This window comes from Streptomyces plumbidurans, from assembly GCF_019857225.1.
Classification (GTDB): domain Bacteria; phylum Actinomycetota; class Actinomycetes; order Streptomycetales; family Streptomycetaceae; genus Streptomyces; species Streptomyces plumbidurans.
The window spans coordinates 26,912-47,677 of sequence record NZ_JAFJSY010000054.1; the positions used below are offsets into that span (position 1 = coordinate 26,912).

The 20,766-nt window shown below is 70.2% G+C and carries 16 protein-coding genes; 7 read left to right on the top strand and 9 right to left on the bottom strand.

All coding sequences use genetic code 11. The features are described 5' to 3' along the window. Positions 1–307 precede the first annotated feature (307 nt). Together JYK17_RS28690 and JYK17_RS28695 are read right to left on the bottom strand one after the other, a co-directional pair. The gene (locus JYK17_RS28690; protein WP_234547264.1) at positions 308–1,981 is read right to left on the bottom strand and encodes a tannase/feruloyl esterase family alpha/beta hydrolase; all 1,674 of its coding nucleotides are present in this window, start codon (positions 1,979–1,981) and stop codon (positions 308–310) included. A 12-nt stretch (positions 1,982–1,993) separates the two neighbouring features. Further along, a complete protein-coding gene (locus JYK17_RS28695; RefSeq protein WP_108012586.1) occupies positions 1,994–3,382 on the bottom strand; it encodes an MFS transporter in 1,389 nt (462 codons plus the stop codon). A 162-nt stretch (positions 3,383–3,544) separates the two neighbouring features. Here JYK17_RS28695 and JYK17_RS28700 point away from each other — a divergent pair, with 162 nt between their 5' ends. After that, positions 3,545–5,326, top strand: a complete 1,782-nt coding sequence (locus JYK17_RS28700; protein WP_234547261.1) for a helix-turn-helix domain-containing protein — start codon at positions 3,545–3,547, stop codon at positions 5,324–5,326. Between the two features lie 73 nt (positions 5,327–5,399). Here JYK17_RS28700 and JYK17_RS28705 read toward each other — a convergent pair whose 3' ends face one another. After that, entirely contained in the window at positions 5,400–7,040 is a 1,641-nt protein-coding gene (locus JYK17_RS28705; protein ID WP_222811497.1) for a long-chain fatty acid--CoA ligase, read from the bottom strand. Positions 7,041–7,227: 187 nt separating this feature from the next. Here JYK17_RS28705 and JYK17_RS28710 point away from each other — a divergent pair, with 187 nt between their 5' ends. After that, positions 7,228–8,691 (top strand): hypothetical protein, encoded by a 1,464-nt coding sequence (locus JYK17_RS28710; protein ID WP_234547259.1) that lies wholly within the window; start codon positions 7,228–7,230, stop codon positions 8,689–8,691. Here JYK17_RS28710 and JYK17_RS28715 read toward each other — a convergent pair. From JYK17_RS28715 to JYK17_RS28735, 5 genes are read right to left on the bottom strand one after another with little or no spacing between them, the layout of a single operon-like run. After that, a complete protein-coding gene (locus tag JYK17_RS28715) occupies positions 8,670–9,563 on the bottom strand; it encodes a Gfo/Idh/MocA family protein (RefSeq protein WP_222811498.1) in 894 nt (297 codons plus the stop codon). The genes JYK17_RS28710 and JYK17_RS28715 overlap by 22 nt on opposite strands. 59 nt (positions 9,564–9,622) lie before the next feature. Further along, the gene (locus JYK17_RS28720; protein WP_222811499.1) at positions 9,623–10,825 is read right to left on the bottom strand and encodes an ROK family transcriptional regulator; all 1,203 of its coding nucleotides are present in this window, start codon (positions 10,823–10,825) and stop codon (positions 9,623–9,625) included. A 16-nt stretch (positions 10,826–10,841) separates the two neighbouring features. Then, a complete protein-coding gene (locus JYK17_RS28725; protein ID WP_016432751.1) occupies positions 10,842–11,708 on the bottom strand; it encodes a carbohydrate ABC transporter permease in 867 nt (288 codons plus the stop codon). Then, positions 11,708–12,727 (bottom strand): carbohydrate ABC transporter permease, encoded by a 1,020-nt coding sequence (locus JYK17_RS28730; RefSeq protein ID WP_108012589.1) that lies wholly within the window; start codon positions 12,725–12,727, stop codon positions 11,708–11,710. Before JYK17_RS28730 ends, JYK17_RS28725 begins: the two co-directional genes overlap by 1 nt. A 31-nt stretch (positions 12,728–12,758) precedes the next feature. Next, a complete protein-coding gene (locus tag JYK17_RS28735) occupies positions 12,759–14,162 on the bottom strand; it encodes an ABC transporter substrate-binding protein (protein ID WP_222811500.1) in 1,404 nt (467 codons plus the stop codon). Between the two features lie 125 nt (positions 14,163–14,287). Between JYK17_RS28735 and JYK17_RS28740 the strand changes: the two genes are divergently transcribed. The 4 genes from JYK17_RS28740 to JYK17_RS28755 are packed head-to-tail and all read left to right on the top strand — an operon-like array spanning position 14,288 to position 19,450. Next, a complete protein-coding gene (locus JYK17_RS28740) occupies positions 14,288–15,334 on the top strand; it encodes a zinc-dependent alcohol dehydrogenase (RefSeq protein ID WP_108012591.1) in 1,047 nt (348 codons plus the stop codon). Between the two features lie 20 nt (positions 15,335–15,354). Then, the gene (locus JYK17_RS28745; RefSeq protein WP_108012592.1) at positions 15,355–16,155 is read left to right on the top strand and encodes a sugar phosphate isomerase/epimerase family protein; all 801 of its coding nucleotides are present in this window, start codon (positions 15,355–15,357) and stop codon (positions 16,153–16,155) included. Continuing rightward, positions 16,152–17,507: an MGH1-like glycoside hydrolase domain-containing protein gene (locus JYK17_RS28750; protein ID WP_222811501.1), complete on the top strand. Its 1,356-nt coding sequence runs from the start codon at positions 16,152–16,154 to the stop codon at positions 17,505–17,507. Before JYK17_RS28745 ends, JYK17_RS28750 begins: the two co-directional genes overlap by 4 nt. Continuing rightward, positions 17,504–19,450 (top strand): amylo-alpha-1,6-glucosidase, encoded by a 1,947-nt coding sequence (locus tag JYK17_RS28755; RefSeq protein ID WP_128804279.1) that lies wholly within the window; start codon positions 17,504–17,506, stop codon positions 19,448–19,450. Before JYK17_RS28750 ends, JYK17_RS28755 begins: the two co-directional genes overlap by 4 nt. Before the next feature lie 67 nt (positions 19,451–19,517). Here JYK17_RS28755 and JYK17_RS28760 read toward each other — a convergent pair whose 3' ends face one another. Next, entirely contained in the window at positions 19,518–20,030 is a 513-nt protein-coding gene (locus JYK17_RS28760) for a quercetin 2,3-dioxygenase (protein ID WP_108012920.1), read from the bottom strand. 59 nt (positions 20,031–20,089) lie between these two features. Here JYK17_RS28760 and JYK17_RS28765 point away from each other — a divergent pair, with 59 nt between their 5' ends. Next, the gene (locus JYK17_RS28765; RefSeq protein ID WP_222811502.1) at positions 20,090–20,752 is read left to right on the top strand and encodes a TetR/AcrR family transcriptional regulator; all 663 of its coding nucleotides are present in this window, start codon (positions 20,090–20,092) and stop codon (positions 20,750–20,752) included. Positions 20,753–20,766 lie beyond the last annotated feature (14 nt).

Below are 20,766 nucleotides of genomic sequence, written 5' to 3' on the forward strand. Positions count from 1 at the left end.
CCCACAGGCGTTCCGGCCGAGGGGAGTTCTACTCCTTGACGAACCAAATCGCCCCCTCGGCAGGTAGTTGGCCGCTCACCGCCGTCGAGCAGACGCGGCCCGAGGTCCAGGAGTGCTCCGTGTTCCAGGCGCCAGCCAGGTGTTGGGGGTGCTGCTGAAACCCAGCGCCTGGCGCGGCGGATGCTGCTGGCGCACTGCGCCTGCGCCTGCGCCCGCGGCCCGTGCCGGGCTCGGCGACCGGGTCCAACGCACCGCTGCCACGCGGAACGGCCCGCCCCCTGGAGAGAGGCGGGCCGTCTCGCGTCCGTCAGTGCGTGCAGACGAAGCTGGACGCACTGTCGGGGTTGCCGGTGCGGTACCTGGGCCACTCCGGGTATGCGCACAGCGGGCGGGTGCGGTGATGGGTGGTGTCGGTGACCGTGGGATGCGCGGGCGCCTGCCCCTTCTCCACCCAGTGCTCGAGTGCCGTCAGGGAGTCCCAGCCGGCGGCGAAGGCCGGGGTGCCGAAGTTCGCGTGGTTCGCGCCCGGCACGACGTAGTACCGCATGAAGGTACGGGTCTTCCCGGCGCCCAGCAGGTCACGCACCCGCCGGTAGTAGTCGCTCGTCGAGCGGGGGGAGACCAATTCGTCCGCGGCGCCGTGGAGCAGGATCAGCTTGCCGCCCGCGCGGGCGAACGGGCGCAGATCCGTGTTGTTGCGGTCCTCGATCGTCGACAGCCGGCTGATGCGGTCGAGCCAGGCGCCGGGATGGAGCGGGTCGATGTCGAGGGAGTTGTGGTGCGGGTCGCGGGTCAGGAAGTACTTGACCCATTGATCCCAGTACTGCATGCCGTAACCGCTCGTCAGGGGCATGGGGTTGGCCGGTGCCGTGTCACCGAATCCGAGGAACGGCGTCCTCATGTCGGAACCCGACAGGAACGGGAAGCCCGGGTACTCGGTCTCGCCGCTGGCGACCCGGTACGGCCACCTGAAGGGGGACGACATGGCGATCACGGAGCTGATCTGAGGGTCCGACAGACAGGTGGGACCGGTGTCGGCGCCGCGTGGGCAGCGCAGGACGTGAGGGTCGAAGTGGCAGCCGCTCGGGTTCGAGACGACGTTGTCCTTGACGCCGTCCAGAGGGTCGCACGCCTTGATGACGCTGTCGTACAGGAGTGTCTGTTTCTCGGGTCCGGGGAAGGCGCCGGGGCGGGACAGGATCTGGGTCAGGTGTCCCAGGTACAGGACCTCGCTGAGGTTGTTCCAGGCGGGATAGGCGGAGATCACTCCGTCGAACGCCTTCGGCCAGCGTTGTGCGACGACGAGGGCTTCGCGGCCGCCGGTCGAACCTCCCGCGAAGTAGGCCTCGTCGGGATGCGTGCCGTAGGCGTTCCGGATGAGGAACAGGCTTGCGTCGCGTGTCTTCTTGAGGGCGTCACCGGCGGCGAAGTTGTTCAGGGCCTCGTCGTTCATGCCGAACGATCCGTCGAGGCTGGGCAGGGAGATCGGGCTCTCCTGGTGGCCGGAGTCGCTGGCGAAGGTCGCGTAGTGCCGGGCCAGTGGGGCGGGTTGGGCCGCGGGACCGAACGGCACGTTCTCCGTGAGGTCGGGGATGGTGCCGTCGTAGCCGCCGCCACCGAACATCATCGCCTTGCGGTTCCAGCCGTAGGGCAGGTCGACGCGCATCTTGATGTCCGGCGCGGACGGGTCGACGGGCGTGATGTCGGCGTCGACCTGGCAGTACTGGACCGTCACGCCGCTGACCGCGCTCGTCATGAGCGCTGTCGACGTGACCCGGCCGCCGGTCGTGGGCAGGCTCATCGCCGAGGCCGGGATCCGCATGCCGTCCAGCGCGGCACATCGCGGCACGGTCGGCGAGGGGTCGGCCGACGCGGTGGCGGGCCCGGCGCCGAGCAGCCGGATCGCGCACGCCACCACGACCGCGACCGCCGGCACGGCACGCCGTCGAAGCCTCGTGCCTCTCGCTGTTGATCTCTTCACGTCGGCCACTCCTTAGCTGTAGAGGTGGGCGCCCGGGACGGCGTGCGGGTCGGCGCGTACTTCGGCGGAGTTCGTCTCCGGCAGGAACCATGCGCTCGCGAAGGTGATCAGTCCCATGAACATGATGTAGAGGGCGACCGGCCAGGTGCTCCCCGTGTGTGCGATGAGCGCGGTCATGAGGAAGGGCGTACCGCCGCTGACGACGATGGCGGACAGCTGGTAGGCGAGTGAGGCTCCCGAGTAGCGCACTGCGGGGGCGAAGAGTTCGCCGAGGAAGCTCGCGATCGGGCCGTAGGTGAGGCACTGGAAGACGAAGCCCACCACTACGGCGACGAAGATCAGTGGCAGCGAGGCGGTGTCGACGAGCCAGAAGTACGGGAAGGCCCATACGGCCACGCCCATGCCGCCGATCAGGATCAGCGGCCGACGCCCTATCCGGTCCGAGACGTGGCCGGACCAGGGGAGGGTCACGAGCATCGCCGCGGAACTGAGCAGCACCACCGCGAGCAACGGGTCGCGGTCCAGGTCCAGATGATCGGTTCCGTAGCTCAGCAGTCCGGAGATGCTGACGTAGAAGAGGCTGTTGGTGGCGGACAACAGGCCGCAGGCCAGCAGGACGGTGCCCCATTTGCTGCGGATGACCTGGGACAGCGGGGCTCGGGTGACCGTGCCCTGAGTGTGTGTCACCTCTCGTTGCAGGTCGCGGAATTCCGGGGTGTCCTCCACCTTGGCCTGGATGTAGACGACCACCAGGAACATCACGACGCTGACCAGGAAGGGGATGCGCCAGCCCCAGCTGAGGAAGGCGTCGTCCGGCATCAGGGCGCCGGCGGCCACGAAGATCAGGTTGGAGATGATCACGGCCACGGGGACGCTGGTCTGCCCGAAGGTCCCCGCGAAGCCTCGGCGTTTGGGGGCGGCGGACTCGGTGAGGAGCAGCACGATGCCGCCCCACTGGCCGCCGGTCGCGAGGCCCTGCACGAAGCGCAGTATGACCAGCAGGGTCGGGGCGAGCGCGCCGACCGTCGCCGCGCTGGGCAGGCAGCCGATCAGGAAGGTCGCTGCCCCCATGAGCGCCAGGCAGCCGACGACGACCGGTTTGCGCCCGTACCGGTCACCGAGGTGACCGGCGAGCACTCCGCCGATCGGACGCGCCACGAAGCCCGCCCAGAACGTGCTGAAGGCGAGCAGGGTTCCCGTCAGGGCCGAGGAGTGCGGGAAGAACACCCGGGGGAATACCAGGGCCGCGGCGGTGCCGTAGAGGAAGAAGTCGTACCACTCGATCGAGCCGGCGACGAGCCCTGCGGCCAGCAGCTTGCGGGGGGCTCGGCGGCCGGCGGGGGACACGCCGGTGCCGAGCTGGTTGGACTGTCCTTCGGGTTGGGCGAGCGGGGTAGCCATACATGCCGCCTTCGTCGGTACACAGCAAGGTGATGGCGGCGAGACTAGGACGCCGATACCCTGCGGTTGAGGTGTACATCACACACACCTGGTGTGGGTCGGGTGGGGCTTTCTCCCACCTTCTGCGGAAGGGAGGGCGCAGTGGTCCGCGACCCCGGTGGCGTGACGGAGCCGCGTTCGCTGGTACGGCGGCAGCGCGAGCTGGCCTCGTTGTACGCGACCGCCAAGTCACTGACCGCGCTGGGCGGACTCGACGAGGTGCTGCAGTCGATCGTGCACCACGCACACGACCTGATCAGCACGGACTTCACCTACCTCTCGCTGGTCGGGGCTGACGGCAAGCTGTCGGCCAGGGCGTCGGAGGGGACGATCTCCGCGTCGTTCCTCGCCGCCTGCATTCCGTCTCATGTGGGGCTCGGCGGAAAGGTGTTGGCATCCCGCAGCCCGTACTGGGTGCGCAACTACGTCTCCACGACCCGCATCGACCACGATCCGGACTTCGACCGCCTGGTCGCCACCGAGGGCCTGGTCGCGCTCCTCGGGGTGCCGTTGGTCATCCGGGGCGAGGCCGTGGGGGCGCTGTTCGCCGCGGACCGGTCCGAACGGGCCTTCAAGGCCGACGAGATCGCGCTGCTGAGCGCCTTCGCGGACCACGCCGCGGTCGCCCTGGACAACGCCCGCCTCTACGAGGCGAGCCGGACCGCCCTTGCCGAACTGCAGGGCGCGTACCGGAAGATCGAGGAACACGTGGCCGTCATGGAGCGGGCGCAGGAGATCCACGAAGCGCTGACCGGCGCGGTGCTCAAGGGCGGGACGCCCGGAGACGTGGTCCAGCTGCTCGCCGACCAACTGGGCGGAAACGTCACGCTGTTCGACCGAACCGGTGCCGTTCTCGTGCGCCGGGGCTCGGCGTCGGCTGCGGGCGGGGACCCGGCGCAGACGGTCCTGGCGGATGCCGTCGACCGGGCGCGCCGCTCGGGCCGGTGTGTGAGTGCGGTGGACACCGCCGCAATCGTCCACAGCGTGGCCTCGATCCAGGCGGGCGACAGTCATCTCGGCGCCCTCGCCTGGAGCCGCAAGGAGGCCGCCGACCGGGGCGCACGCGACGAGATGGATCTGCGCACCCTTGAACGGTCCACCCACATCCTGGGACTGCTCATCCTCAAGGAGCGGGCCGTCGCCGAGGCCAGCGAGCGGCTGAGCGGTGAGCTGCTGACCGAGCTCATGGTCGCAGGACCCGGCATCAGCCCCGCCCAGCGCGCCCGCACCCAGGCCCGCAACATCGACGCCGACCGGCTGGACCTGGTCCTGGTCGCGGATTCGCCCACCGTCTCGTCGACCGATCTCGCGCGTCACCTGCACGACATCGCGCAGAGCCGCTCGGGCCTGGCCGGCGAGCACCTGGGCCGGGCCACGATGATCCTGCCGAGCGTCGACGACGACCGGACCGTCGAGGAGGTCCATCAGCGGCTGCGCCAGACCGTGGGCGGCCCCGTCGTCGTCATCGCGGAACGAGTGGTCCACCACGACTGGGCACGCGCCTACTTGCTGGCCGGCCGCTGCGGCGCGGTGGCGCGAGCGATCGGCCACACCGACCTGGGGGCCACCACGGGTCGTTACGCCCTGTACGCCATGGTCTTCGACACCGAACGGGTCCATGAGCTCGACCGGTTCATCGCGGATTCGATAGGGCCGCTGCTGGACTACGACGCGCGACGCGGCACCAACCTCGTCGACACGCTCAGCGCCTACTACGACCACCAGGCCAACGTCGCGGCGACCGCCCGGGCGTTGTACGTCCACGTCAACACGCTGCTCAAGCGGCTGGACCGGGCGGGCAGCGTCCTCGACTTCGACTGGCGCCACGAGTACGACCTGGAACTGCAGCTCGGGCTGCGGCTGCACCAACTTCGGGCGGTCACAGGCGCCTCGCCGCAGACGTGAGAGGGGGCTTCGCCACGGGACGGAGGCGCGGCTGGGCTGGTCACGTCAGGCCTGGATGCGGCTCAGCCGATGGTCAACTGAAGTGCTGCGACTCCCGCAGACTGCTCTTGGACAGCTTCCCGGTGCCCGTCTTGGGCAGTGCGGTCATGAAGACGATCTCGTCGGGCAGCCACCACTTGGCGACCATCGGCCTGATGTGCCGCAGCAGGTCTTCGGCCGTGCCGGTGCTGCCCTCGCGCAGGACGACGTAGGCGACGGGACGTTCCGTCCACCGCGGGTCCGGGCGGGCGATCACGGCGACTTCCACGACGTCGGGATGCGAGGCGATCGCTGCCTCCAGCTCCACCGAGGAGATCCACTCGCCTCCGGACTTGATAAGGTCCTTGATCCGGTCGACGAGGCGCACATAGCCGTCGGAGTCGATGGTGGCCAGATCGCCGGTGCGCAGCCAGCCGTCGTCGGTGTAGCTGTCGTCCTCGCCCACCCGGAAGTAACCGCTCGCCACCCAGGGCCCCGACACCTGCAGTTCGCCGACGGCCTGGCCGTCGCGCGGCAGCTCCCGGCCGGTGGTGACGTCGACGACGCGCACGTTCACCAGGGGCAGCGGCTGGCCCTGGGCGGCGCGCACCGCCACCTGTTCCTCCTCGGTCGCCGCCTCGTGCTGGGTACGTGTGCCGCCGATGGTCCCGACGGGGCTGACCTCCGTCATGCCCCACGAGTGAGTGAGGGGTACGCCGACTGCCGTGCGGTACGTCTCGGACAGCGCCGCGGGAACGGCCGACCCGCCGCCGAGCAGGAATCGCGCGGCACTGAGGTCGTAGGCGCTCAACTCGTCGACCAGGCTGGTCCATACGGTGGGCACGGCACCGGCGACGGTGACCCGTTCGCTCTCCATCAGCCGCAGCAGGTGGGCGGGTTCGGCGGAGGGGCCGGGCAGAACCAGGGAGGCTCCCGCCATCATCGCGCCGTACGGCAGGCCCCAGGCGTTGGCGTGGAAGAACGGCACGATCGGCATCACGACGTCGCTCTCGGCCAGGCCGATGAAACCAGCCGTCAGAGTGCCGAGGCAGTGCAGCACGGTCGAACGGTGGCTGTAGAGCACGCCCTTGGGGCGGCCGGTCGTGCCGGAGGTGTAGCACAGCCCGGAGGCCAATTGCTCGTCCGCGAGCGTGAACGTGTCCTCGAACGACCCCGTGAACGGATCGGCGCCGGCGAGGAGTTCGTCGTAGTGCAGGATGCGCGGGTCCGCCGGGATCGCCGTGTCGCTGCCGTCGGGCAGCACCACCCAGTGCCGTACGCCCGGCATCCGGTCCGCGCTCGGCCAGATGCGGGGGAGCAGGTCGCGATCGACGAACACCACGTCGTCCTCGGCATGGTTGACGATGTACTCGAGGTGCTCCGGCGAGAGCCGGATGTTGATGGTGTGCAGGACCCGCTTGGTGACCGGCACCGCGAGATACAGCTCGAGGTGGCGCCGGTTGTTGCTCGCGAACGTCGCGACCCTGGCGCCGACCGGGACGTGGAGCCGGTCGAGGGCGGTGGCCAGGCGCCTGGTGTTGCGGGCCACGTCGGCATAGGTGAGCCGCTCCGTGCCGGCGACCACGACGGGCTTGTGCGCATAGAGCCGTTCGGCCCGCTCCAGAATGTGCGCGATGGTGAGCGGCCGCGGCTGCATCAGGCCGTCCATGACGGGTTCGTGGGCCTGATCGGCCATGGATCGTCCCCTTTCGGTCGGTGGGCCCGCCATGTCTCGGGCTTCGCCCCGCACCTCACACTAGGTACGGTTGTGGATCAGAGAGAGGTGGGAACCTTCCACTCGTCCGCCTGCCTCGGCGTTGATTACCCACACTGCGCGCGTTCGATCCGCCGCAGGTTTCGACGGAGTCGGGCATAGTGCCTGGATGCCCTTGCGGAGACGAGTACCAGGACTTCTGCTGACCTTGGCCGCGGTGCTGGCGACGGCCCAGGCGCCTGCCACGGCCGACGGCTCGGACCGTGTCGTGATGCGCTTCGAGACCGAGAAGACCTTCGTCATGTACAACGCGGACGAGGGGGCCTCCGCCTCGAACGACGACTTCCACGTGCCCGTCTTCGTCGAGCCGAGCAAGGGCGGCACTCCGGCCCGCGATGTGCGGGTGGTCGTGGACGCCTCGGGCCTCAAGGGCGTGGCCCGGCTCGGCAACAACGACATGTGCAAGGCCGAGGGCCCGGTCTACACCTGCGAGTACGGCGATCTCCAGAACGGCGACGGCGAGAGCTACGACCCGCTGGTCCTCCTCGGCGTGGACGGCGCCGAACCGGGGGACAGCGGCACGGTGACCTACACCGCGACCGCCGACAACGCGCCCACGATCACCGGCACCACTCGGATGACCGTCGGCGGCCCCACCCTGTCCGCGTCGGGCCGGGACAAGGACGTGAGTGGACTGGCACCGGGGAAGTCCGCGCAGGTGACCCCCTCGTTGTCCAACAACACCCGCTTTCCGGCGACGAAAGGCGTGGCCCTGCAGGTGAACGTCACGGAGGGCCTCACCCTGAACACCCGGTACAGCAACTGCTACTACGCCGACCAGTCGCCCACATCCGCCTGGTGCACGTTCCGGACGGCGGTGGCTCCGCGTGCCGCGTACCGCACGCGCGCACCGCTGACGTACACGGTCACCGCCCCGAAAACCCTGTCCGGCGAGGTGACGTACACCTGGTCGTCGGCCCCGCACCGGCCCGCCGGCCACACCAGGCGCGGCACGGGTGCCCCGCTCACTCTGGTCCGCACGGCCGCGCACCAGGGCTCCGACGCCGGCGGCGGCAGGGTCCGGGTCACGACCACCGTGCAGGCGGACTACGAGCCGGTCACCGGGACCGTCCGGGGCCGGGTCGGCGACACAGTGGGCGTCAAGCTCGGCGTACGGCGGCTCGGCCCCGGCAACCCGAACGGTGACATGGGCCGTTTCGAGGTGATACCTCCGGAGGGCACCACGGTGACCTCCGTCCCCTTCTCTTTCGAGGGCGACCCCGGCAAGTGGGCCTGCGAGCGCCCCGCGACCTCCGGCGGAGCGTTCGTCTGCGATCTCAACAGGGACATGTTCTGGCCCGGGTCCGACGGGACGACCACGGTCGAGTTCCGCTTCCGCATCGACCGGCGGGTGCCGGGTGCGAAGGGCACCATCCGCGTCCACAACCCCTTCGACCGCACCCCCGGAAACGACCTCGCGGTCATCCCCTTGAAGGCGTCCCCGGCACCGCTGTACCGCAGGCCCGCCGTCCTGGTTCCGGCGGCTCTCACGGTCGTGGCGGTATTGGGCGGGGTGGTGCTGTACCGCCGCCGCGGTCGGCGACGCGTTCGCTACGCCCCGGTCGCCAGATGAATGAGTCGTTGCAGATACAGCCCGCGTGCCGCGTCGAGACCAGTCGACTGGTGGGTGCGTACGGCGGTGGCGAAGGCGTGGCGCAAGATCGGCCAGCACTCCTCGTGGTCGATGTCGGCGGTGTCGTAGACCAACGGAGCGTCGCTGCCGAAGAGTTCGATGCGGGTGACGGCTCGGGGCACGGTGACGGATCCTGAGAGGGAGGCCTGGCTGACTGCTCCGTTGTCGTGTTCGCAGCTGAGCTCGATCCAGCGCCGGGAGTCGCCGGTGCTGCGGATGGATGTGATGGGGCCGGCGGCGGAGTCGAGCAGGTCGAGCAGATGCGGCCCGAGGTCCAGGAGTGCTCCGTGTTCCAGGCGCCAGCCGGTGGCGAAGTCGCCGCCGAGGAAGGCGCCGTGGAGGTAGCAGGAGCGGGCGCCGGTGATGTCGCGGGTGGCGGCGGCTTCGAGGAAGGCGTCGGTGATCGGGTGATAGCGCTTGGTGAGGACCAGTTGGGAGACCACGCCCGCGGATTGGACTGCGTCGGCGACGCGTTGGGCCGAGGCCAGGTCGGGTCCGAGGGGCTTTTCCAGGAGCAGCGCCTTGCCTCGTCGCGCTGCGAGGGGCGCCAGTCGGGCCTGTACCGAGGGCGGTACGGCGAAGGCGACTGCCTCGCATCGGTCGAGGAGTTCGTCGAAGGAGGCGGCCGCGTGCGTTGAGTGCAGTGAGGCGAGTTCGTCGGCTGCTTCGGGGCGTCGGGCCCACACGGCTGCGAGGCGGGTTTCGGGGCCGGCGGCGAGCATGCGGGCGTGCATGGCTCGGGCCCAGGGGCCGGCGCCCACGAGGCCTACGTCGACGGGTTGGTACGACCAGGGAGAGGCTGCGCTGTTCACGGTGTTCCTGTAGGGCTGGGGCGGTGTGCTCGGTGAACGAGCCTGCAGATGGGGGTTGTTCAGAGGGCGAGGCGCGCGAGGCGGGCGTCGGCCAGGGCCGGGGAGTAGAGGAACTCGACGACCATGGACCCCGCGCCGATGACTCCCGCGTGGTCGCCCAGGCGGGAGGTGACGACCTGCAGGTGTGCGGTGGCTCGGGGGAAGGCACGCTGGTAGAGCAGTTCCCGCACGCCGGTCATGAAGGGGGCGCCGGAGAGGTCGCCCGCGATCATGAGGACGCCCGGGTTGAGGAGGGTGATGACGGTCACCAGGACTTCGCCGATGCGGCGCCCCGCCTCACGTGCGAGACGGATGGCGTCGGGATGGCCGTCGCCGAGCAGGCGCTTGACGTCGGACGCGGAGTCGGCGGCGATGCCCAGGGCGGAGAGTTGTTTCGCCAGCGCGCCGCCGCTGGCGACGGCGGCCAGGCAGCCTTGGGAGCCGCACATGCACAGGGCGTCGGGCTGGTCGTGCAGCCGGATGTGGCCGATGTCGCCCGCGCCTCCGTCGATACCGCGGTAGACCGTGTCGCCCACCACGACACCGGCGCCGATGCCGGTGGAGACCTTCACCAGGACGAACGCGGTGCAGTCGCGGTGGTTGGCCTGGTGCTCGGCCAGCGCCATGAGATTGGCGTCGTTGTCCACGAAGACGGGGACGGGTCCGCCCTCCACGTCGGCGTGCACGTGGTCGGCGTACGCCCTCTGCATCCGTTCGCGGACGGGGTACCGGTCCCAGCCGGGCATGATCGGCGGTTCCACGACCTGGCCGGTGGTGTAGTCCACGGGCCCGGGCACGGACAGGCCGATGCCGCGGACGTGTCCGGCGTCGGTGCCCGCGGCCGTGATCAACTCGGGGAACCAGCCGGCCAGTTCGTCCAGCACCTGGTCAGGTCCCTCGCTGATCCGCAGCGGTCCGGTCTGTTCGGCGAGGATCGTGCCGGCCAGGTCCAGGACGGCCGCGCGGGCGTAGCGGGTCTCGAGGTCGACGGCGATGACCGAGGCGTGTGTGGGGTCGAAGAGGATCTGCTGGGAGGGCCGGCCGCCGGTGGACGAGCCGGTGGACTCCTTGAGCCAACCCGCCCGGTTGAGGAGGTTGAGCCGTTGACCGATGGTCGACCGGGACAGGCCCGTGGCCTGCTGGAGATCGGCGCGGGTGTTGGCGCGGCCGCTGCGGATGAGCTGCAGCAGCTCGCCCGCGCTCGACTGGTTCGGCGTCAGCATCACATTCCCCCGGTTGTCAGCTCTTGTCGGCACCGCTGGTCAGACCTTCGGTGAGCAGGCGTTCGGCCGCGAAGAACAGAAGTACCACGGGGATCGTCAGCACCACGGAGCCGGCCATCAGGACCGTCTTGGGTACCTCCACACCGTTGGACAACTGGGCGAGGCCGAGTGACACCGTCCACTTGTCCGGGTCCGCGGCAAGGAAGAGGAGCGCGAAGAGGAACTCGTTCCAGGCGATCATGAAGACGTAGAGGCCGGTGGCCATGAGGGAGGGCAGGGCGAGCGGCAGGATCACCTTGCGGACGGTCTGCAGGCGGCTGCAGCCGTCGAGCGCGGCCGCCTCCTCGATCGTGTAGGGGATGGTGACGAGGTAGTTCTTCAGCATGTAGATCGACACCGGCACGGTCTGGGCGACGTAGACGATGGCCAGTCCGACCAGGCTGGAGGACAGGTGCAGTTTGGCGAAGATGACGAACAGCGGGACGGCGAGCAGGGTCGCCGGGAAGAGGTAGACGGCGAGGAAGAGCGCGCTGACCTGCCGGTGGCCGAAGAACTTCAGCCGGCTGATGGCGTAGGCGCCGGGCACCGCGGCCAGCAGGGTCAGGGCGACCGTGCCGAGGGACACCAGCGCGGAGTTGAGCAGGAACTTCAGGAAACCCTGGCCGCCGGCGTCGGTGGAGCGCAGGACGTCGCGGTAGGTGGACAGGGTGAAGTCCTTGGTCGACACCCACAGTGAGCCGGGGTCGAGCAGCAGCGCGTCGATGGGCTTCAGCGACAGCAGCAGCATGTAGTAGAAGGGCAGCAGGGTGATCACCGCGAGGAAGGCGATGACGACCCAGCGCAGTACACCGAAGAGGCGGTCCTCGAACTGAGCGCGCGTCATCAGGACTCCTCCTGGACCTTGTTGGCGAAGAACTTGAAGTAGAAGCCCAGCAGGATCATCAGCGAGACGGCCAGGACCAGGGCCTGTGCGGCGGCCGCGCCCACGTCGTAGCGGGCGGTGAGGAAGTCGTAGACCCGTACGGCCGCGACGTCGGTACCGGCGCCGCCGCCGGTGAGCAGGTAGACGTCGTCGAACTTGTTGAAGGTCATGATGAACCGCAGCACGCACAACAGGGCCAAGACGGGCATCAGTTGGGGCAGCAGGATGTGTCGGAAGCGCTGGGTGGGGGTGGCGCCGTCGACGAGGGCGGCCTCCTCGAGGCCGTCGGGAACGGCCTGCAGCCGGGCGAGGATGAACAGGAAGGCGAAGGGGAAGTAGCGCCAGCACTCGAAGGCGATGACGGTCAGCAGGGCGAGCGGGATCTCGAAGTGCACGCCGAGCAGGCCGACTTCGTACTCCCGCGTGGACAGGAAGGCGATGGGGTCGTCCCAGCCGAACAGGCGGCGGCCCCAGTCGTTGACCACGCCGTACTGAGGGCTGAGGGCGACCTCCCAGACGAAGGCGACGGCGACGACGGGAGCGACGTAGGGCAGCAGCATCGCGGCGCGCAGCAGACCGCGGCCCTTGAAGGGCTTGCGCAGGGCCAGTGCGGCGATCAGGCCGAGGATGACGGAGCCGAAGGTGCCGCCCGCGGTGTAGAGGAGCGTGGTGGTCAGGCTCTGCCAGAAGCCGGCCGAGCCGAAGACCTGGGTGAAGTTGTCCAGGGTCCAGTTGCCGAACAGGCCCATGCCCTGGATGTCGACCAGTTTGGCGTGCTGGAAGGCGAGCAGGACGGTCCAGGCGATGGGCAGGATCACCACCACGAGGACCACGACGAACGTGGGGGAGACGAACGCCAGGCCCGCGCGGTTGGCGCGGCGGCCCGCGGTCATCGGTCGGCGCCCGCGGCGGGCGGGCCGGTTTGCGGACCCGGTGCTGGTGTCCCGGCGCTCGGGCGCGCCGGTCGGTGCTGTTGTCATGAGTGGGCCTTTGTGACGTGCATGCGGGCGGCTACTGGAGGGACTTCTGCAGGGCGGCGACATCGTCGTCAGCCTGGCGGGCCGCGTCGGACGGGGAGGTCTGCCCGCTGGTCATGGCGCCGATGGCCTTGGGCACGGGCAGTTCGCCGTTGGTGGCGCCGACGAGCGCTCCCTCGCCCTGCGTGATGCCCCAGCGCCGCATGTGGCTGACGCCGGCCGCGAGCTGGTTGAGCAGACTCGGCGGGTACACCTGGTCGAAGGGCTTCTTGGTGTCGACGCCGATCGTGCTGTGGCGCCAGGCGTCCAGGTAGCGCCGGGGTTGTGCGGCGGTGCCGTTGCGGACGGGGATCTTGCCCTCGGGGGCCATGCCGAACCAGGACTCGTAGCCCGTGCCCATCATGTACTCGATGAACTTGCGGGAGGCCGCGGTCTCGGCCGTCTTCGTGGTCACCCAGGAGGTGATCTCGCCGAACTGGGCCGGTTCCGCGGCGTCGGGGCCCTTCATCGCGGTGACGATGCCGCTGTGGTCCGACAGGTAGCGCGGGTCCTTCTTGCACTGCGGGCAGCTGGGCAGCGCGTCCTTGCGCAGTCCGGCGAGCTCGTCCAGCAGGAACGAGGACCAGATGATCATTGAGGACTGCCCGGCGAAGTAGGTGGCGCGGGTGGAGTCCACGGTCTGGGTACCGGCGGCTCCGTAGGTGCGGGCGAGCTTGTCGTAGGTGGAGAACGCCGTCCGGCACTGGGGCGAGTCCAGGGCGACCTGGTGCCGGTCGTCGACGAGTTGGCAGTTGTTCGCGAGGGCGAGGCTCTCGAAGCTCTGCGAGGTGAAGACGTCACTGGGGTCGGTGGCCGCCGACATGCCGTACCGGCCCTGGGCGGTGAGTGCCTTGGCCGCGGCGGTCGCCCTGGCGTAGGTGTCGGGAACCGGCAGATGCTTCTGGTCGAGCTGGTCCTTGCGGTACACCAGCAGCTGCAGCCAGGCGTCGGACGGCACGCCGAGGCTGGTGCCGCCGTCCGAGGTGAGCTGCAGAGCGTTGGCGTTGAAGGTCCTGCGGCCCAGCTCGCCGATGATCTGCCGCGGGATCGTGGTGTTGAGCAGGCCGTTGCTGTACATCTGCCAGACCTGGCCCATGGGGGCGGCGCCGATGACGTCGGGGAGTGTGCCCGACGCGGCGGCCGACATGATCAGTTGGGGCATCTGGCCCTCGTCGACCCCGACGAGGTGGACCTTGATGCCGGTCTTCTTCTCGAACCCCTTGATGATCTTCTGAGTGACCGCGACGCGGTCCGGAAGGTTCTCCTGGGACCAGACGGTGATCTCCTTGTCCGGTTTTCCCGGTCCCGTGCTGCTGGAGCAGCCCGAGAGCAGCCCCGCTGTCAGGGCTGCGGTGATGCCCACCGCGATCGCGCTTGATCGCCGGCTCCTGGTGCGCATTGCATGTCCTCGTTCCGACTTACGTCTACTGCGCACGCATCTCAGCATCACTTTTGCTTGTTGACAAGACATAAGTTGCAGATATTGTCGACGCAACCGCACTCGCAACCCTTCCGGAGTCATCCGTGGAACGCGTCGTCCAATTCACCGGCCCCCGCCAGGTGGAGGTAACCGAGCAGGTCGGAGCGGAACTGCCCGCCGGACACCTGAGGGTCCGCACCCGCTACTCGGGCATCTCGGCCGGTACCGAACTCACCGCCTACCGCGGCACCAACCCCTACCTGACCCGCACCTGGGACCCCGAGGCGCGGCTGTTCCGCGACGGCGCCGCCGGCATCCAGTACCCCGTCGCGGGCTGGGGCTACTCGGAGGTCGGCGAGGTCGTCGACATCGCGCCCGACCTGGCCGGCACCCCCGGCCTTCCGGACGTGGGCGACCTGGTGTGGGGCATCTGGGGCCACCGCAGCGAGGGCATCGTCCCGGCCGAGCGGATGATCGGCCACACCCTGCCCGCCGGTCTCGAGCCGCTGGCGGGCGCCTTCGCCCGCGTCGGCGCCATCGCCTACAACGCCGTCCTGGCCGGTGACATCCACCTCGGCGAGGACGTCGCCGTCTTCGGGCAGGGCGTCATCGGACTGCTCACCACTCGCCTCGCCCAGCTCAACGGCGCCCGGGTCACCGCCGTCGACGCCCTCGACGGCCGACTGGAGACCGCCAAGCACTACGGCGCGCAGCACACGCTCAACGCCCGCACCGATGCCGTCGCCGAACGCATCCGCGAGGCCACCGGCGGTCTCGGCGCGGACCTGGCCATCGAGATCAGCGGCGCCTACCCCGCCCTGCACGAGGCGCTGCGCTCGGTCGCCGCCGGCGGCCGCGTCGTGGCCTCCGGCTTCTACCAGGGCGACGGCATCGGCCTGCGCCTCGGCGACGAGTTCCATCACAACCGCGTCCAGCTCGTGTGCTCACAGATCGGCGGCGTGCCCCCGCAGCTGTCCCACCGCTGGAGCGTGGAACGCCTCCAGCAGACCTTCCTGCGCCTGGTCGCCGAGGGACAGGTGGACGTCACCGGTCTCGTCAGCCATGTCGTCCCGGTCGCCGAAGCCGCCGACGCCTACGTGCTGCTCGACGAGCGCCCGGCCGACGCGCTGCAGGTCGTGCTGGAATTCTGAACCTCGAAAGGCACCCTCACATGCTCAAGACCGCGGCGCAGGAACAACTCCTGCCCGGAGACACCCTGCAGGCCAAGTGGGAGTTCGCCCAGGAAGCCGGCTACGACGCCATCGAACTGCGCGGCAAGGGCGACCAGCACTTCGCCTCCCGCCTCGACGAGCTGCGCCAGGCACACAAGGACGGCGTCGTCATGCCCACCGTCTGCGTCGACATGCTGCACTTCTTCGGCGCCTTCGACACCGACCTGCGACGCGACGCCATCGACCAGATGAAGTCCCAGCTCACCGTGATCGCCGAGATCGGCGGCCGCGGCGCGCAGACCCCGGCCTCGTACGGCATGTTCTCCCGCCGCCTGCCACCCTTCGAACCCCCGCGCAGCGAGGCCGAGGACCGCGACGTACTGCTGACCGGTCTCGCCGAACTGGGCGAACACGCCCGCAAGGAAGGCGTCACCCTCTTCCTGGAGCCCCTCAACCGGTACGAGGACCACATGGTCAACCGCCTGGAGCAGGCCGCCGACCTGATCCGCGCGACCGGCCTCGACTCGATCCGCATCGGCATCGACAGCTACCACATGAACATCGAGGAGGCCGACCCCGCGGCCGCGATCCTCGCGCACGCCGACCTCATCGGACACGCCCAGGTCTCCGACTCCAACCGCTTCCAGCCCGGCGCGGGCCACCTCGACTGGCCCGCCTGGCTCGGCGCCCTGCACACCATCGGCTACGACGGCCACCTCGCCCTCGAATGCCGGCTGACGGGCGACCCCGTCGAGGCCGTCCGTTCCGTCCCCGCGTTCCTCAAGAGGTCCGGCGCGTGAAGTCCCTCCTGGACCGGCCCGCGCCCACCGACGCCGCGGCCCTGACACTGCGGCGCGGTGCGGCGCGGGTCCTGATCGACAACTGGACCGGCACCTCCACCGTTCCCTCCCGCACCCTCTACCCGCACCAGTGGAGCTGGGACTCCGCGTTCATCGCCATCGGCCTGCGCCACCTCTCCGCACGCCGCGCCCAGCGCGAACTGGAGTCCCTGCTGGCCGGACAGTGGGCCGACGGCCGCATCCCGCACATCGTCTTCAACCCGGCCCTGCCCTACGACGCCTACTTCCCGAGCCCCGACTTCTGGCGCTCCTCCGCCGCGGGCCGGTCCGCGGGCGCACCGGCGGCCGCCGAGACCTCCGGCATCGTCCAGCCCCCGGTGCATGCGCTGGCCGCCTGGCTCGTACACCGCGCGGACCCGGCCGAGTCCCGCAGGCGGAGCTTCCTCCACCGGGTCGTGCCACGCCTGTCGGCCTGGCACAACTACCTCCTGGCCCGCCGCGACCTCGGCGGCGCCGGTCTGGCCGCGGTGGTCCACCCCTGGGAGCCCGGCATGGACAACAGCCCCTGCTGGGACGAGGCACTGCGCCGGATCGAGCCGGCCCCGCGAGACGCCTTCCAGCGGGCGGACCTCGACCACGGCCACCCCGCCGACCGGCCCACCGATCTCGACTACGGCCGCTACGTCCGCCTCGCCGCCGACTACCGTGACGCGGGCTACGACGACGGGGCGGCCCGGTTCGACTTCGCCGTGGAGGACCCCTGCTTCAACGCCCTGCTCATCGTCAGCGAACGAGCCCTGGCCGCCATGGCACGCGAGACGGGTGCCGACGCCACCGTGCACACCGCACGCGCCGAAGCGCTCACCCGGCGCCTGGTCGCCCGACTGTGGGACGAGCGGGCCGGCATCTTCCGCGCCCGTGACGTCACGACGGACGCCCTGGTCGAGGAGCGCAGCGTCAGCGGACTCGTCCCGCTGCTCGTCCCGGACCTGCCACCCCACATCGTCGACCGCCTGCTCGACACCCTCACCGGCCCGAGCTTCACCGCACCGGCCACCGGCCTGGCCCCCAGCTACGACCTGCGCGGCCACGCCTTCGACGCGCACCGCTACTGGCGCGGACCCGCCTGGTTCAACACCGCCTGGCTGATCCACCAAGGCCTGCGCACCCACGCCCTGGACGCACAGGCCGCAGCCCTGCGGTCGGCCTTCGTCACCGAGGCAGGCGCCACCGGGTTCGCCGAGTACGTCGACCCCGCGACCGGCCGTCCGCGCGGCGCCCGGCACTTCTCGTGGACCGCCGCGCTCACGCTCGACCTTCTGTGCGCCGAGTTCGAGGAGCCCACCCCATGAGCCCGGCCGATGCCCACGTCCAGTTGGTGCGGGACGCCACCTTCGCCCGCCTCGACGTCGGGGGCGGCATCAGTGGTACGCGGGGCACGGCACCCGACGGACTGTTCCTGCGCGACGCCCGCCACCTCAGCCGCTGGCAGCTGACCGTCGACGGCGCAGAACCGGCCGCCCTGGTGCCCGCAACGGCCGACACCGACGACACGGCCACCTGTGTCCTCACCCCGCAGGGCACACGCGACAACCCGCCCGCCTACACCGTCTTCCGCGAACAGACCGTGACGGCCGGGACGTTGACGGAACGCCTGCGGCTGGTCAGCAACCGGCCCGATCCCGTCACCGCCCGCGTCGACCTCACCGTCGACGCCGACTTCGCCGACCTCTTCGAACTGCGCGCCGACGACCGCCACTACGCCAAACCCGGCGCCCACCACGAGATCCGCAGGACCGCCGAGGGCTTGCACTTCGACTACCGGCGTGAGGACTGGCACTCCCACACCACCGTCACGGCCGAGCCGACCCCGACCGCCGTCAAGGACGCACCCGGCAGCGCCCAGGTCCTGAGCTGGGAGCTGGCACTGGCCGCACACGCAGAGGCCGAACTCCACCTCACCGTCCGCGCCCACCCGCACGGCATGCCGGACGCGGCCCCCACCTCACCTCGACCGGTGCACCAGGCCACCCCGGCCACCGACGACCTGACGCGAGCCTGTGAACGGGGTCTGCACGACCTGGAGTTGCTCACCATCGCCGTCACCGGCGTCGACGGCGAGCAGGTCCACGTACCCGCGGCCGGCATCCCCTGGTTCCTGACCCTCTTCGGCCGCGACTCACTGCTGACGTCGTACTTCCTGTTGCCGTACCGCCCCGAGACGGCCGCCGCGACCTTGAGCGCACTCGCCGCCACTCAGGGCCGCTCCCACCATGCGGAAAGCGGTGAACAGCCAGGCCGCATCGTCCACGAGACCCGCCACGGCGAACTCGCCCACTTCCGCCAAGTGCCCTACGGCCGCTACTACGGCGCCGTCGACGCGACACCGCTCTTTCTGGTCCTCCTCCACGCCCACTACGAGACGACCGGCGAACCGGCCCTCGCGCTACGGCTGGAGCAGCACGCCCGACTGGCCGTCGAGTGGATGCTCACCGACGGCGGCCTCGACCGACACGGCTACCTCGTCTACGAACCCGACCCCAACGGCCTGATCAACCAGAACTGGAAGGACTCCGCAGGAGCGATCTGCTTCACCGACGGCACACAGGCCGAAGGCCCCATCGCCGTCTCGGAAGCACAGGGTTACGCCTACGACGCCCTGGAGCGCACGGCCCAACTGGCCGCCGACGTCTGGCACGACGAGGTCTACGCGCACCGCCTGCGGCACATCGCCGCGGAGCTGCGCAGCCGCTTCCTGAGCGACTTCTGGATGCCGGCCGCCGACTTCCCGGCCCTGGCCCTGGACGGCCACGGCCACAAGGTCGACGCCCTGGCCTCGGACGCGGGGCACCTGCTGTGGTCGGGCATCCTCGACGACGAGCATGCCCGCCGGGTCGGACAGCGCCTCCTGCAGGGGGACTTCTTCTCCGGCTGGGCGATCCGCACCCTGGCCGCCGGACAGAAGCCGTACCATCCGCTGTCCTACCATCGCGGCAGCGCCTGGCCGCACGACAACGCCCTGATCGTGCTCGGCCTGGCACGCCACGGACTCGACGACGAGGCACACACGGTCGCCCAGGGCCTCGTTGCGGTGGCCGCCCAGAACGACTACCGCCTGCCGGAGGTCCTGGCCGGCTACGACAGGGCCGCCACCCGCCGACCCGTGCCCTACCCCCACTCCTGCTCGCCTCAGGCCTGGGCAGCGGCGACCCCTTGGGCCTTGCGAACGGCACTGGGGGCGAGTGGCCGACGGCCGAGCGGCGCGGTTCAGGTCCGGGATACACACACCTCCTGATGGGCGGACAGCCCGGCCGGCGCAGTTGTGGGTGTCGGGGTCGCCGACCGCACGGAGGCGAGCGAACCTACGCCGTCCCGGCGCCGGCCGGCGGCGAGGTGGTCGGCGGCGGACCGAGGATCTCGATGCCGTGGCGGGCTGCGGCGTGCCCGAGGGCCGCGGGGTCGATGGGACCCGGGTCGGGGAGGCGGCGCTCGAGGGCGGGGGCGCCGACGTCGGCGGCGAAATCCTCGAAGCCGGACGGGGTCGTCAACTGGAGGCAGCGCAACGGCTCCACGGAGCCGACGACGAACGTGTGCGGCAGACCGGCCGGCAGAAGCACGAAGTCCCCTGGGCCCGCGGTGAGTTCCTCACCGTCGCACTGGAAGCGGGCGGTGCCCGAAAGGACGTAGAACATCTCGTCCTCCTCCAGGTGCCGGTGCAGGGGTGGCGCGAAGCCGGCGGGGTTGAGGAATTCCGCCACGGTGAGCCGGTCATGGGTCTGCGCTCCGGTGGCCTTGACGGTGACGAGGCTGCCGAGGAACCACAGAGCCCGGCCCTCCGCACGCCCGAGGAGATAGGGGCGGTTGACGACTGACATGGTCGCCTCCCACATTGGAAAGACATCGTCTAGTGAATATGACGTTAGTATGGTCTGCCATGGGCGTCAACAGCAGTTCGGCCGGCCCCGGGCGGCGCCGATATGACTCACGGCTGCGCGACCAGCAGGCCCGGCGGACCCGGCAGGCGATCGTCGCGGCAGCGAACCGGCTCTTCGTCGACCGTGGCTATACGGCCACTTCCCTCGCCGACATCGCCACGGACGCCGAGGTGGCACGGCCGACCGTCTTCGCCGCCTTCGGCTCCAAGGCCGCTCTGCTGCGCGAGGTGGTGGACCAGGCACTGGCGGGCGACGACGAGCCCGTGCCGGTGGCGGAGCGCCCCTGGTTCCGGCCCGTGTGGGAGGCCGACAGCCCTCGGGCCGTCCTGGACGCCTACGCCGAGGTCTGCCGGATCATCGGCGCCCGGGCCGCGGAGATCTTCGAGGTGGTGCGCCAGGCCGCTGACGCAGATCCCGAGCCGGCCGACCTGTGGGAGACGATGCAGCGCAACCGACGTGCCGGAGCCGCCATGGTGATCGATCGCGTCGAGGCGCTCGTCTCCGGCCCGCCGTGCCTCGACCACGATCGCGCTGTGGACGTCGTCTGGATGTTCAACGATCCCTCCCACTACAGGTCCCTGGTCCGGGTGTGCGGCTGGAGCGAGCGCGAGTACACCGCCTGGATCGCCGACCACATGCACCACGGCCTCGGCGGGATCTGAGAGGCTTCGGCGTC